The sequence below is a fragment of the Micromonospora sp. NPDC048830 genome (assembly GCF_043198215.1).
In the GTDB taxonomy this organism is placed as follows: Bacteria; Actinomycetota; Actinomycetes; order Mycobacteriales; family Micromonosporaceae; genus Micromonospora.
This window is the reverse complement of record NZ_JBICUP010000012.1, coordinates 20742-35626: the sequence shown is the minus strand read 5'-3', so window position 1 is coordinate 35626 and position 14885 is coordinate 20742. Positions and strand designations below refer to the sequence as shown.

Sequence of the window (14885 nt, the reverse complement as noted above, 5' to 3'; positions counted from 1 at the left end):
ACCGTCGGCGGCGGACAACCGGCATGGGCTCGAACGAAGCGCCGGGGCAGCGCGGAGAACGCGGGGAGGGCGGGGGCTTCCCGCCCCTCCCGGTCTCCCGTACGTCGGTGCGCGCTGGTGATTGCGTCGCCGGCCCGCGGGCGGGAACCGCCCCGGCGCCGCAGGGTGGCCGGTTACGCCTGCGACAGGGAGAACTCCGGTGCGGACACCGTCGAGTTGCCCTGGTGCCGCCGCAGGTCCGCACCGGCACAGGCGGCGAGCGCCTCCTGGGACCGTCGGGTGTCGGGGTGCTCGACGCCCAGCACGTGCCGGCGAGCCGCGACGGTCTCGACCAGGAGCCGCTGCGCCTCCGCGACCCGGCCCGTCGCCCGGTACGCCAGCGCCAGGTTGTGCTGGGACGTCAACGTGTCGGGGTGGTCGTCACCGAGGATCTGCCGACGGGTCCGAAGTGTTGCCTCGTACAGGGTTATGGCCTCCTCGATCCGCTGCACGGCCCGGAGACAGCCGGCAAGGTCGTTGCGTGAGTGCAGCGTCTCCGGATGGTGCGGACCGAGCACCCGCATCCGGGCGCGGAGGGTCTCCTCGGTCAACGCGATCGCCTCGTCGTGCCGGCCGAGCTCGCGGTACCCGATGGCCACGCTGCTCGCCGTCCGCAGCGTGTCGGGGTGGTCGGCGCCGAGCAGCCGCCGTCGGTCCGCGAGCACCTCGTCGCTGAGCCGCGCGGCTTCCGGCAGCCTGCCCACGGACCAGTAGCAGCCCGCCAGCACGTAGCGCGCACCGAGCACATCGGGGTGTTCGGTGCCGAACAGTCGCTGCCGCAGCTCCACGGCCAGCTCCGCCATCCCCGCCGACGTCGCGTAGCGGCCCTGGCCGCGGTGATAGGCCGCGCACGCGAGCAGCAACGTCGCGCCGACCGCGGCCAGACCCGCGTCGCGCCCGAGGGGGCCGGCCAGGTGCGCCGCGAGGGCGTCGACGTGCGGGGCGAGCAGGGCCCAGCGCTCCCAGTCGCCCACCGCGGTCTCCGGGTCGCCCTCCGGCAGTGCCGCCCGCAACAGTTCGGCCGCCGCCCGGCACGCGGTGGCGTCGACGTGCGCCGCGCGGATCACGGCCTGCACCAGGCGGTGTACGTTGAGCACCGCGCCGGCCCTGGTGACGAGGCTGTAGGACGCGCCGAGGGTGAGTGCGTCCTCGATCACGAGCGGGTCCCGGCCCGCGCACAGCAGTTCGACCGGGATGCGATCCGGCGCCAGGTACGCGATGACGTCGAAGAGTTCAGCCGCGACGGGGTCCTCGTCGGCGACGGCGGTGATGGACACCTGCCAGGTGCGGGCCACCGAGTGCTCCCACGGGCGGGATCGGGGTGTCACGTCCAGGATCCGGCCGGACTGTTCGGCGCACCGCCGCCGGTACTCGCCGACGGTCACGTGCCTGCGCTCCATCAGGTACGCGGCCGCGTGGCATATCGCGAGCGGCAGGTCACCGAGGTCCGCAGCGAGTTCACGGGCCTCCGCCAGTTCACCCTCCCGGCCGGCCCGGCGGACCAGCAGGTCCACGCTCGCCTCGCGGGCGAGGACCGGAACCCGCACCGGGGCCAACCCCAGCCCGGCCCAGTCCATGTCCCGGCGGCTGGTCACCACGACCCGGCCGGAGCCCTCGCTTCTGCTGGCGGCGGCCAGCACCGGCTCGATGACGGCCGGATCGGTGACGTTGTCGAGGACCACGAGCCAGCCGCCATGCCCGGCGAGCCACCGCAGCGCCCACGCGGCCGCGTCGTCGACCCCCGCCGACCGTGGCCACGTGGGCGCCAGGCTCCGGGTCAGCGCGGCGAGACCGGCCGCGACGCTGTCGGCGGTGTCCGCGTCGACCCACCACAACGGCCGGTACCGGCCGCGGTGCGCGTGCGCGTACTGGAGCGCGAGCTCGGTCTTGCCCACTCCGCCGAGCCCGAACACCGCGGCCCCGAGGACAATTCCACCGGCGTCGACATTGACCTGTTCCGCCAGGCTCCGCAGCGTTTCCTGCCGGCCGAGGAAAATGGGCGTCGGGCGACGCGGCAGATTTGACAACTGCGCGAACTCGCCACCGACCGACGGGTCGCCCTCGCGCAGCGCCCGCAGTTGCGCCCAGGCGCGGCGAAAATAGGCCGGATCGCCACCACAGCAGGACACGTAGGCCGCCACCGTTTCCCACTTCGGCAGCTGGGCGCCGCCGGCCGCGTCGGCGAGCGCGGTACGAGAGCGGCCGCTCTGCCGCGCCATCCGCTGGTAGGTGGGATTGCCTGCGGAGTACCGCAATTGGCGCAATTGATCGGCGAACGCGTGCAGTGGATTGAGGTCAGGTTGAAGAGGACGTTCAGGGCGAGGCATGTCTGCGTATCGTAGCTACGGTGTAACGGCTGGTAGGAGAGCGATCCAGCCATCAAGCGCCCGCCTTTCGGGGGAGCCGTTCTCATCGTTGTCGATGTCCGGTGGTCCCGCGCCTCCCTGGCGCCTGATGATCTACCGGCAGGTCGCCGGGATTGGCGCGTTCTGAATTCCGCGCTCGACCGACTGTTTCGCCGATGACGTTTAGTGGCTATACGGTTGCCGTAAGCGATGGGCGACCGTCCCGGTCGTCGGGCCGCATCGCCTCGGTCGCCCTTGCGTCGCGGCGCGCATCCGATCAGGACACGGCCGCGGCGCCGCCTGTGCCATGCCCGAGCCACGGGTCGGTGCGGCCGGCCGCGCGGCACGAAAAACGCCCCGCCGCGTCGCGCCTCGCCCTATTCCGGAATCAATTTCTCGACAATGGACGGGCGGAAGAACCGTAGCGCGGTGGGGCCCGCGGAACCGGGCCCCACCGCTTCCCGATCAGACGTGCGGGATCACCCCGGCGCCGTACGAGGTGAGCGTCTTCTCCCTGTCGTCGTGCATCAGATAGAGGGCGAAGTTGTCGACCCCGATCTCCTTCAACTCCTGCAACCGGTCGACGTGCGCCGACTCGGGACCGAGCAGGCAGAATCGGTCGACGATCTCGTCCGGGACGAAGTCGGTCGACGGGTTGCCGGCGCGGCCGTGGTGCGCGTAGTCGTAGCCCTCCCGCCCCTTGATGTAGTCGGTCAACGCCCTCGGTACGACCCCCGAGTCGCCGTAGCGGGCGACCAGGTCGGCGACGTGGTTGCCGACCATCCCGCCGAACCAGCGCAGCTGCTCGCGCTGGTGGGCGAGGTCCGTGCCCACGTACGCGGGCGCGGCCACGCACATGGTGATCGCGTCGGGGTCCCGGCCGGCGGCGGTGGCCGCCTCCCGTACCGAGCCGATCGTCCAGCGGGCGATGTCCGGGTCGGCGGTCTGCAGGATGAAGCCGTCGGCCTGCTCGCCGACCAGCTTCAGCGCCTTCGGCCCGTACGCGGCCATCCAGATCTCCAGCCGGCCGTCGCGCACCCACGGGATGCGCACCGGCGTGCCGTGGTGCTCGACCTCGCGCCCCTCGGCCAGCCCCTTGATCACGTGCATGGCCCGCCCCAGCTCGGCCAGGCTGGCCGGCCGCTGACCGATGACCCGCCGGGCGGAGTCGCCCCGGCCGATCCCGCACACCGTACGGTTGCCGAACATCTCGTTGAGCGTGGCGAACAGCGAGGCGGTGACCGACCAGTCGCGGGTGCTCGGATTGGTCACCATCGGCCCGACGACCAGGTGCTTCGTCGCGGCGAGGACCTGCGAGTAGATGACGAACGGCTCCTGCCACAGCACGCACGAGTCGAACGTCCACCCGTACCGGAACCCGTTGTCCTCGGCGGCGGCGAGGCCCGCCACGACGTCACGGGCGGGCGGGTCGGTCTGCAGTACGACACCGAAGTCCACGTTGCTCCTCCGTCAGACCAGGTACTGGCACAGGTCGCGCTTCAGGAACCGGCCGTGCCCGGCGGCGCCGTGGAAGGCGTCGGCGTCGACCACGACCCGGCCGCGCGACAGCACGGTCGAGACCTTCCCGGTCAGCTTTATGCCCTCGTACGCCGAGTAGTCCACGTTCATGTGGTGGGTACGGGCGGAGATCGTCTGCCGGGCCGTCGGGTCGTACACGGTGATGTCCGCGTCCGCGCCCGGCGCGATGACGCCCTTGCGCGGGTACAGGCCGAACATCCGGGCGGGCGTGGTCGAGCTGATCTCCACCCACCGGGCGAGGCTGATCTCGCCCTTCACCACGCCCTGGTAGAGCAGGTCCATCCGGTGCTCCACGCCCGGCATCCCGTTCGGGATCTTGGAGAAGTCGCCCCGGCCCAGCTCCTTCTGGTCCTTGAAGCAGAACGGGCAGTGGTCGGTGGACACCAGCGACAGGTCGTTGGTACGCAATCCCCGCCACAGCTCCGCCTGGTGCTCCTTCGGCCGCAGCGGGGGAGAGGCGACGTACTTCGCGCCCTCGAAGTCGGGCCCGGCCATGTCGTCCAGCGACAGGAACAGGTACTGCGGGCAGGTCTCGGCGAACACGTTCTGGCCGGTGTCACGGGCCCGCGTCACCGCGTCGAGCGCGTGCGCGGCCGACAGGTGCACGATGTACAGCGGCGCTCCGGTGACCCTGGCCAGGGTGATCGCCCGGGAGGTGGCCTCACCCTCCAGCTCCGGCGGCCGGGTCAGCCCGTGCTGCACCGGCTCCACCTGCCCATTCGCGAGGGCCTGCGCGACGAGCTGGTCGATCGCGATGCCGTTCTCGGCGTGCATGAGGATCATCGACCCGGTGTCCCAGGCCTTCTGCATCGCCCGCAGGATCTCCCCGTCGGTCGCGTAGAAGACTCCCGGGTACGCCATGAACATCTTGAACGTGTTGACGCCCGCGTCGATGCAGGCCTCCATCTCCTTGAGGGCGGTGTCGTTGACGTCCGAGACGATCATGTGGAACGCGTAGTCGATCGCGCAGTTCCCGTCGGCCTTGCCGTGCCAGGAGTCCAGCGCGGCCAGCAGCGACGTCCCCTTGGCCTGCACGGCGAAGTCCACGATGGTCGTCGTGCCGCCCCAGGCCGCCGCGATCGTCCCCGTCTCGAAGGTGTCCGCCGAGAATGTGCCGCCGAACGGCATCTCCATGTGGGTGTGGCCGTCGATGCCGCCCGGCACCACGTACTTGCCGGCCGCGTCGACGACGCGCTCGGCGCCGGCGGCCCACTGCTGCGCCAGGCCCGACTCGGGGGCGGCGAGCGCGGCGATCCGCTCGCCGGACACCAGCACGTCCGCCGGGTACGCCCCGGTGGCGTTGACGACCGTCCCGTTCCGGATGACTATTGTCACGGCGTCACCAGCGATCCGTAGCTCTCCGGCCGGCGGTCGCGGTAGAACGCCCACAGGTCGCGCACCTCGGCCAGCTTGTCCATGTCCAGGTCGCGGACCACGACCTCCTCCTCGGTGTCCGACGCCGCGTCGCCCACCAGTTGCCCGCGCGGGTCCACGAAGTACGACTGGCCGTAGAAGTCGTTGTCGCCCAACGGCTCCACCCCGACCCGGTTGATCGTGCCGACGTAGTACTCGTTGGCCACCGCCGCGGCGGGCTGCTCCAGCCGCCACAGGTACTCCGACAGGCCCCGGCTCGTCGCCGACGGGTTGAACACGATCTTCGCGCCGGCCAGCCCCAGCGCCCGCCAGCCCTCCGGGAAGTGCCGCTCGTAGCAGATGTAGACGCCGATGCGGCCCACGGCCGTGTCGAACACGGGATAGCCGAGGTTCCCCGGCCGGAAGTAGAACTTCTCCCAGAACCCCTTCACCTGCGGGATGTGGTTCTTGCGGTGCTTGCCCAGGTACGTGCCGTCGGCGTCGATCACCGCCGCCGTGTTGTAGTAGACGCCCGGCTGCTCCTGCTCGTACATCGGCACGACCAGCACCACGCCGAGCTGCTCGGCCAGCTCGCACATCAGCGCGGTCGTCGGCCCGTCCGGGATCGCCTCGGTGTACGAGTAGTAGTCGGCGTCCTGCACCTGGCAGAAGTACGGGCCGTAGAACAGCTCCTGCAGGCAGACGACCTGCGCGCCCTGCGACGCGGCGCCGCGGATCGCCTCGACCGCGCCTGCGATCATCGACTCCTTGTCACCGGTCCACTTCTGCTGCACCAGTCCGGCCCGGACGATGTTGCTCACTCGTTCTCCTCCTTGGGGTGGGCGGCACGCTTCGCGCGACCGCCCGGTAGCGTCAGCGCCAGGTAGATGACGAACGCGCCGACGAGACCGGCGGCCCAGCTGTAGTCGTAGAGCGGCTTGAGGAACGGGATCAGCCCGTCCGCCGGGAACGGTCCCTTGCCGGGCGCCGAGTACGCCCCGCCCACCGCCAGGACCGCGCCGACGACGGTCGCGACGATCGCCGCCCAGTTCCAGCCGCCGGAGAACCAGTACCTGCCCTCGGGGCGGTAGAGGGCCGGCAGGTGCAGGCGGGTGCGGCTGCGGACCCAGTAGCCGGCGACGAGCACGCCGGCGACGGCGCCCAGCAGGCCGCCGTAGAACCCGAGCCAGACGAAGATGTAGATGTTCGGGTCCTGCACCAGGCGCCACGGCTGGATCAGGATGCCCAGCACGCCGGTGATCAGCCCGCCGGTGCGGAAGCTGACCAGCCGGGGCGCGGCGTTGGAGAAGTCGTACGCCGGGCTGACCGTGTTCGCGGCGACGTTCACCGACAGCGTCGCCACCACCACTGTGAACAGGCCCAGCGCCACCACGAGGGGGTTGTCGAACTTCGCCGCCAACTGGATCGGGTCCCAGATCGCCTCGCCGTAGATCGCCGCGGTGCCCGAGGTGATGACGATCGACAGGATCGCGAAGAACGACATCGTCGTCGGCAGGCCCAGCACCTGCCCGTACGCCTGCTGCCGCTGGCTGCCGCCGAAGCGGGTGAAGTCCGGGATGTTCAGCGACAGCGTCGCCCAGAACGCCACCATCGCCATCAGCGACGGCGCGAACAGCCGCCAGAAGTCACCGCCCCAGCCCAGCGTCGACGGCTGGGACAGGATCGGGCCGAGCCCGCCCGCCTCCACCAGCACCCAGACCAGCAGGGCGACGGCGACGACGATGACGAACGGCGCGGCCCAGTTCTCGAAGCGCCGCAGCGTCTCCATGCCCCGCCAGATGATCGCCATCTCGATCGCCCAGAACAGCAGGAACGACGCCCACAGCGTCCACGGGTAGTCCCAGAAGGTGGCCGCGTCGACCCACCACGAGCCCAGCAGCTTGCCGGTGATGGCGTAGATCGCCTCGCCGCCGATCCACGTCTGGATGCCGAACCAGCCGCAGGCGATGAACGCCCGCAGCAGGGCCGCGAGGTTGGCGCCCCGGACCCCGTAGAACGCGCGGGCGAACACCGGGAACGGGATGCCGTACTTGGTGCCCGCGTGGCTGTTCAGCAGCATCGGGATCAGCACCAGCAGGTTCCCCAACGTGATCGTCAGGAACGCCTGCACCCAGTTCATGCCGAGCTGGATCAGCCCGGCGGCGAGCAGGTAGCTGGGGATGTTGTGCGCCATGCCGATCCACAGCGCCGCGAAGTTGTACGTGGTCCAGGTGCGCTTCTCGATCGGCACCGGGGCCAGCTCTTCGTTGAAGTACGGGCTGCCGGCGATCGTGGAGAAGTCCCGCAGTTCGACCCGGCCGTCCCGGTGCGTGATCTGGGTGCCGGGCTCGACCGCGCCGGTCTCGGCGGGGGGCAGAGGTTCGACGGCCATGGCTCACCTCCCTGGTACGCTGCCGCAACAGTGGCCGACCAGCCGGCGTGCGCTGCGGGTGAGGGCGGATCAGCTTCGATCTTTATCTCGGAATGGTGGATCTCGCGGGCCCGCCCAGGGCAGCGGCAAAGTGTCCACGCTTGCCGTGATCGACGGGCACTGTGTCCACCGGCACGCCCACGCCGGGGCTGCCAATCGGTGGGCGAGGTCGCTGACCGGGCGGACGGTGAGGATGTTGATCAGGCGGCGGACTTCGTTGCCGGTCAGGTTGATCAGCCCGATGTCCTTGCCGCAGCCCAGCACCCCGGCCAACACTCGTTTCCGTCGAGCAACGGCTACGCTGTGGCACGCGGCCACCGCAAGATCTGATGTTGTGTCCACAACGCACAGACGATCACACGGTGGCCGCCTTCCGTCCAGTCCTGCCCACCAGCAAGATCTCAAACGCGCGGCTTCACGCAGCTCACCCTGGCCGGCGAGGTGGAACCGGAGATTTACTCTGGCCTTTGCTTGATCAGCCAATTAATGTGAACAAACTTCCCGGCGGGAACGTAGCAGCTGGTCAGCAGGAGTCGAGGGGGGCACGTTGCCGCACGATCATTCGTTCCACAATTCGGCCCCTGATCAGGTACGGACAACCGCGGAGATCCAGCCCCTGCCGGCGACCGCCGTCGGCGCCGGGCCGGGCCAGGCCGAGGTCCCGCCGAACCTGATCCCGGCCGACTGCGCCCGGATCACCCCGGACATGCTGCCGCTGGTCGACCTGAGCCAGCGGGAGATCGACGCGGTCGTCGCCACGGTCCCCGGCGGGGCGCCGAACGTCCAGGACATCTATCCCCTGGCCCCGATGCAGGAAGGGATCCTGTTCCACCACCTGATGGCCCGCGACGGTGACCCGTACCTGGTCACCAGCCTGATCGGCTTCGCCGACCGGGACCGGCTCGACCGCTACCGGGCCGCGCTGGAGGCCGTGATCGCCCGGCACGACATCCTGCGCACCGGGATCGTCTGGCAGGGCGTCAACGAGCCGGTCCAGGTGGTGTGGCGGCGGGCGCCCCTGCTGGTGGAGGAGGTCACGCTCGACCCGGCGGGCGGCGACCCGGGCCGGCAGCTGCGCGAACACTTCGATCGGCGGTACGGCCGCCTGCCCCTGGACCATGCCCCCCTGCTGCTGCTGGTCGCCCGCGACCCGCGCGACGGCAGGTGGCTGGCCCTGGAGCTGATCCACCACATCATCGACGACAACACCTCGCTCAAGCAGCTCAACGCCGAGATCCAGGCCCACCTGGCCGGTCAGGCCGACCGGTTGCCGCCACCGCTGCCGTTCCGCGACTTCGTCGCCCGGATCCGGCGCGGCGTCGACCGGGCGGCGCAGGAGGCGTTCTTCCGCGGGATGCTCGTCGACGTCGACGCACCGACCGCGCCCTTCGGCCTGCTCGACATCCACGGCGACGGCCGCGCCATGCGCGACGCCCGGGTACGCGTCGACGCCGGCCTGTCGCGGCGGCTGCGCGACCGGGCGCAGGCCCTCCAGGTCAGCGTGACCAGCCTCTTCCACGTCGCCTGGGCGCAGGTGCTGGCCCGGGCCAGCGGCCGCCGGGACGTGGTGTTCGGCACCGTGCTGTTCGGCCGGATGCAGGGCGGCGTCGGCAGCGACCGGATGCTCGGGCCGTTCATCAACACCCTCCCGGTGCGGGTCACCCTCGGCGGGACCGGCGCCGCGGACGCCGTGCGGCGCACCCACGAGACGCTGACCGAGCTGATCCGGCACGAGAACGCGCCGCTGGCGCTGGCCCAGTCGTGCAGCGGGGTGGCGCCGCCCGCGCCGCTGTTCACCGCCCTGCTGAACTACCGGCACGCCGCGGTGCTGGCCAAGCCCGAGACCACGGCGACGGTCGGCGCGGACGACCTGACCTACCTGGCCGCCGAGGTGCGCGGCAACTACCCCCTCGCCCTGGACGTCGACGACCTGGGCGACGACTTCGTCCTGACGGTCGCCGCCACGGCCGAGATTCCGGCCGACCGCGTCTGCGCGATGGTCGAGCGGGCGCTGGAGACCCTGGCCGAGGCGCTGGAGCGGGCACCGGGCGCGGCGGCGGGCCGGCTCGACGTCCTGCCGCCCGCCGAGCGGCGCCGGCTGCTGGCGGACGGCAACGATTCGGCCGTGGCGTACCCGCCGGGGCGGTGCGTGCACCACCTCGTCGAGGCCCAGGCGGCGCGGGACCCGTACGCGGTGGCGCTCGTCCTCGACGACGAAGAGCTGACGTACGGCGAGTTGAACGCGCGGGCCAACCGGCTGGCGCACCACCTGCGCGACCGCGGCGTCGGCCCCGACCGGGTGGTCGCGATCTGCGTCGAGCGCTCGCTGGACACGGTGGTGGCCCTGCTCGCGGTCCTCAAGGCCGGCGGCGCGTACCTGCCGTTGGACCCGGCCTACCCGGTCGACCGGCTCGCCCACATGCTGGCCGACAGCGCGCCCGTCGCGGCGCTGACCCACGGCCTGGCCCGCGACCGGCTGCACGCCGCGCTGGCCGGGACCGACACCCCCGTCGTCGACCTCGGCCTCGACGCGGCGGCCTGGGCGGACCTGCCGGCGACCGGCCCGGTCGTCGCCGACCTGGCCCCGCACCACCTGGCGTACGTGATCTACACGTCCGGCACCTCCGGCGCCGCCAACGGGGTACTGGTGGAGCACCGACAGTTGGTGGCGGTCGCCGCCGCCTGGGAGCGCCTGTTCGACCTGCGCCCCGGCCTGACGCACCTGCAGATGGCCAGCTTCTCCTTCGACGTGTTCACCGCCGACGTGGTGCGCGCGCTGGGCTTCGGCGGGCGGCTCGTGCTCTGCCCGCGCCCGCTGCTGCTGGACAGCCCGGGCCTGTACGCGCTGCTGCGCCAGCACGACGTGGACTTCGCCGACTTCGTGCCGGCGGTGCTCAACCCGCTGATGGCGTACCTGGACGCCGTCGGCGGAACCCTCGCCGGCCTGGAGACGGTGGTCTGCGGCTCCGACGTGTGGACGGCGGCGAACGCCGTCCAGCTGCGGACGCTGTGCGGCCCGCGGGTGCGGATCGTCAACGCGTACGGCGTGACCGAGGCCGCCATCGACAGCACCTGCCACCTGCTCCCCGCCGATGCGGCCGACGTGGTGCGCCTGCCGATCGGCCGGCCGCTGCCCAACGTGCGGGTCTACCTGCTCGACGCGGCCGGCGAGCCGGTGCCGGTCGGGGTGGTCGGCGAGATCTGGATCGGCGGCGCGGGCGTGGCGCGCGGCTACCTGAACCGGCCCGAACTTACCGCACAGCGCTTCACCGCCAGCCCGTTCGTGCCGGGTGACCGGCTCTACCGGACCGGCGACCTGGGCCGCCGGCTGCCGGACGGGCAGGTCGAGTTCCTCGGCCGGGACGACTTCCAGGTGAAGATCCGCGGCTTCCGGGTGGAACTCGGCGAGATCGAGGCCCGGCTGGCCGCCTGCCCGGGCGTCCGCGAGGCCGTCGTCGTCGCCCGGCCCGACACCAGCGGCCACCAGCGGCTCATCGCCTACCACCTGGCCGCCGCCGGGCAGCCGCCGACCGCCGCCGCGCTGCGCGACCGGCTCGCCGCCGAGCTGCCCGAGTACATGGTGCCCGCGGCGTACGTCCGCCTCGCCGCGTGGCCGCTGACGCCCAACGGCAAGCTCGACCGGGCGGCCCTGCCGGCGCCGGACGGGGAGGCGTTCGGCCAGCGCGGCTACGCCGAACCGGTGGGCCTGTTGGAGACGATGGTCGCCGGGATCTGGGCGGAGGTGCTGGGCGTCGAGCGGGTCGGCCGCCACGACGACTTCTTCGCCCTGGGCGGCCACTCGCTGCTCGCCATGCGCCTGGTGTCGAAAATCCGGCAGGCGCTGGGCTGGGAGGTGTCGCCGGCGGCGGTCTTCGCGGCGCCGGTGCTGTCCACGTTCGTCGCTCGGCTGACGCCGGACGGCCGGGACGTGCTGCCGCCGATCCGCCCGGTCGACCGCGCCGGGGCGCTGGAGCTGTCGTTCGCGCAGCAGCGGTTGTGGTTCCTGGAACGCCTGGGCAGGGTCAGCCTGGCCTACCACCTGCCACTGACACTCCAACTGGACGGCTGGCTCGACCGCGACGCCCTCACCTCCGCCCTGGACGCCCTCGTCGCCCGCCACGAAGCCCTCCGCACCCGCTTCGTCACCAACGGCGCCGACGCCCACCAACACATCGACCCACCCGACGTCGGCCTCACCCTCCACACCGACGAGCTCACCGGCCACACCGACGCCGGCAGCCGTCTGGCCCAGATCCGGGACGAAGAAGCCACCACCCCGTTCGACCTCACCACCGGCCCCCTCATCCGCGGCCGACTCGTCACCCTCGCCCCCGACCGACACATCCTCCTACTCACGATGCACCACATCGCTGCCGACGGCTGGTCCATGGGCGTCCTCACCCGCGACCTCAGCACCCTCTACACCGCATTCCACCAGCACCAGCCCAACCCACTGCCACCACTGGCCGTCCAATACGCCGACTACGCCACCTGGCAACGCCAATGGCTCACCGACACCACCCTCACCCGCCAGAAAACCTACTGGCGCCACACCCTCACCGACGCGCCCACACTCCTGGAACTACCCACCGACCGGCCCCGACCCGCCGAACAGGACCACCACGGCGCCCTCCTGCCCGTCGACCTCGACACCGACCTCACCGCCGCCCTGCACACCCTCACCCACCACACCGGCGGCACCCTGTTCATGACCCTCCTCACCGGCTGGGCCATCGTCCTGTCCCGCCTCGCCGCACAGCACGACCTCGTCATCGGCACCCCCACCGCCAACCGACGCCGCACCGAACTCGAAGACCTCATCGGCTTCTTCGTCAACACCCTCGCCCTCCGCATCAACCTCGACGGCGACCCCACCGTCACCCAACTGCTCCACCGCGTCCGCGACCTGTCACTGACCGCCCTCGAACACCAGGACCTGCCCTTCGAACAGGTCGTCGAAATCGTCAACCCCACCCGCAACCTCGCCCACGCACCCCTGTTCCAGGTCATGTTCGCCTGGCAGAACACCGAGGAAACCGACCTCGACCTGCCGGGCATCGACGTCACCACCCTGCCCACCCCCCACCCCAGCGCCATGTTCGACCTCAACCTCTCCCTCACCGAACACGACGGCCGGATCACCGGCACCCTCGAATACGCCACCGCCCTGTTCGACCCCACCACCGCCCACCAACACACCCGCTACCTCCACCACGTCCTCACCCAGATGGCGGAGCATCCCGACCGGCCCATCAGCGAACTGTCCCTGATGGACGCGCGGCAGCGGCAGCGGCTGGTGCGCCAGGGCTCCACGTCGCCGGTGGCGCAGGGCGTCCGGGCGCGCTTCGAGGAGCGGGCGGCGGCCAACCCCGAGGCGATCGCGGTGACGTTCGAGGGACGGTCGCTGCGCTACGGCGATCTGAACACCCGCGCCAACCAACTCGCACACCACCTACGCGACCTCGGCGTCGGCCCCGACTCGCTGGTCGCGATCTGCCTGCGCCGGTCGCCGGACCTGATCGTCGCGTTGCTGGCCATCCTCAAGGCCGGCGGCGCGTACCTGCCCCTCGACCCGGCCTACCCCGCCCCGCGGCTCGCGTACATGCTGGACGACAGCGCCCCGGTGCTCCTGCTCACCGGCGCCGACACCGCGACCGTCACCGAGGTCGCCAGCGCGCCGCCTGCCGTCAACCTCGCCACGGACGGCGAACGCTGGGCCGGGCAGCCCACCGACGGCCCCAGCCCGGTCGCCGGGCCCGACCACCTCGCGTACGTCCTCTACACCTCCGGCTCCACGGGCCGGCCGAAGGGCGTGGCGCAGACCTGGCGTTGCCTCGACAACCTGATCGACTGGCAGCTCCGGTACGCCGCGCCCGGCAGCCCGGCGCCGGAGCGGGTGCTGCAGTTCGCCTCGATCAGCTTCGACATGTCCGCCCACGAGATCTGGAGCACCCTGTGCCGGGGCGGCACGCTGGTGCTGATCGACGAGGAACGCGCCAGGGACCTCGGCGAGCTGCGCCGCCTCATCGCCGAACAGGGCGTACGGCGCGCGTTCCTGCCGACGGCGGTGCTGCACCAGATGGCGAGCCTGACCACGGACGAACCCCCGCTCGCGTCCGGCTGCGAGATCGTCACCTCCGGCGAGGCGCTGCGGATCGACGACGGCGTCCGCGCCCTGCTCGTGGGCCTCGGCGGCGGATACCTCTACAACCACTACGGCCCGACCGAGACGCACGTGGTCAGCCAGTACGCCCTGGCCACCGCCGACGCGGCCAGCTGGCCGGCGCTGCCGCCGATCGGCCGGCCGATCGCCAACGCGCGGTTCTACGTGCTCGACGACCGGCTCGACCCGGTGCCGGACGGGGTGCTCGGCGAGCTGTGGATCGGCGGCACCTGTCTGGCTCGGGGCTACCTGCACCGGCCCGCGCTGACGGCGGAACGGTTCCGCCCCGACCCGTACGCGGGGCCGGGCGAGCGGATGTACCGCAGCGGCGACCTGGTCCGCCGCCGGGCCGACGGCGTGATCGACTTCGTCGGCCGCGCCGACGACCAGGTCAAGGTACGCGGCTTCCGGGTCGAGCCGGGCGAGATCGAGAGCGCCCTGCGGGACGTCCCCGGCGTACGCGAGGCGGCCGTCCTGTTGCGCGAGGACTCGCCCGGCGACCCGCACCTGGTCGGCTACCTGGCCGGCGACGCCACCGCCGAGGCGGCCCGCGACCACCTGCGGCTGCGGCTGCCCCAGCACATGGTGCCGACCCGCTGGACGGTGCTGGACCGGCTGCCGCTGACCGCCAACGGCAAGCTCGACCGCCGCGCCCTGCCGGCGCCGGGCCAGGCGGACGACGCCGCCTACGTCGCGCCGCGCGACGGGCGGGAGGCCGAGCTGGCCGCCATCTGGGCGGAGGTGCTGCGCCGCGACCGCGTCGGGGCGTACGACAACTTCTTCGCCCTCGGCGGGCACTCGCTGCTGGCCACGCGGCTCGTCCACGCCGTCAACCAGCGCATGTCGGCGCAGCTGTCGCTGCGTACCCTGTTCCGCAAGCCGGTCCTGGCCGACCTGGCGGCCGAGCTGGCGCGGCACGACGCCCCCGCCGCCGTGGCCTTCGCGCCGCTCACCCCCGACCCCGCCGCCCGCCACGAGCCGTTCCCGCTCACCGACATCTAGCTAGCGGCGGTTG

7 protein-coding genes are annotated in these 14885 nt (G+C 71.9%); 1 reads left to right on the top strand and 6 read right to left on the bottom strand.

Annotated elements, in window-relative coordinates; all coding sequences use genetic code 11:
* Window positions 1–173: 173 nt before the first annotated feature.
* The 6 genes from fxsT to ACGFIZ_RS13095 all read right to left on the bottom strand — a co-directional run bounded on the left by fxsT (window position 174) and on the right by ACGFIZ_RS13095 (window position 7980).
* Window positions 174–2294, bottom strand: a complete 2121-nt coding sequence (gene fxsT, locus ACGFIZ_RS13120) for an FxSxx-COOH system tetratricopeptide repeat protein (protein ID WP_393418846.1) — start codon at window positions 2292–2294, stop codon at window positions 174–176.
* Window positions 2295–2849: 555 nt separating this feature from the next.
* The gene (locus ACGFIZ_RS13115; protein ID WP_393418844.1) at window positions 2850–3842 is read right to left on the bottom strand and encodes a TIGR03842 family LLM class F420-dependent oxidoreductase; all 993 of its coding nucleotides are present in this window, start codon (window positions 3840–3842) and stop codon (window positions 2850–2852) included.
* A 12-nt stretch (window positions 3843–3854) separates the two neighbouring features.
* The gene (gene hydA, locus ACGFIZ_RS13110; protein WP_393418842.1) at window positions 3855–5258 is read right to left on the bottom strand and encodes a dihydropyrimidinase; all 1404 of its coding nucleotides are present in this window, start codon (window positions 5256–5258) and stop codon (window positions 3855–3857) included.
* Window positions 5255–6097, bottom strand: a complete 843-nt coding sequence (locus tag ACGFIZ_RS13105) for a nitrilase-related carbon-nitrogen hydrolase (RefSeq protein WP_393418840.1) — start codon at window positions 6095–6097, stop codon at window positions 5255–5257. Before ACGFIZ_RS13105 ends, hydA begins: the two co-directional genes overlap by 4 nt.
* A complete protein-coding gene (locus ACGFIZ_RS13100; protein WP_393418838.1) occupies window positions 6094–7668 on the bottom strand; it encodes an NCS1 family nucleobase:cation symporter-1 in 1575 nt (524 codons plus the stop codon). Before ACGFIZ_RS13100 ends, ACGFIZ_RS13105 begins: the two co-directional genes overlap by 4 nt.
* Window positions 7669–7737: 69 nt before the next feature.
* A complete protein-coding gene (locus tag ACGFIZ_RS13095) occupies window positions 7738–7980 on the bottom strand; it encodes a hypothetical protein (protein WP_393418836.1) in 243 nt (80 codons plus the stop codon).
* A 274-nt stretch (window positions 7981–8254) separates the two neighbouring features.
* Between ACGFIZ_RS13095 and ACGFIZ_RS13090 the strand changes: the two genes are divergently transcribed.
* The gene (locus tag ACGFIZ_RS13090; protein ID WP_393418834.1) at window positions 8255–14872 is read left to right on the top strand and encodes an amino acid adenylation domain-containing protein; all 6618 of its coding nucleotides are present in this window, start codon (window positions 8255–8257) and stop codon (window positions 14870–14872) included.
* The last annotated feature ends 13 nt before the right edge of the window (window positions 14873–14885 follow it).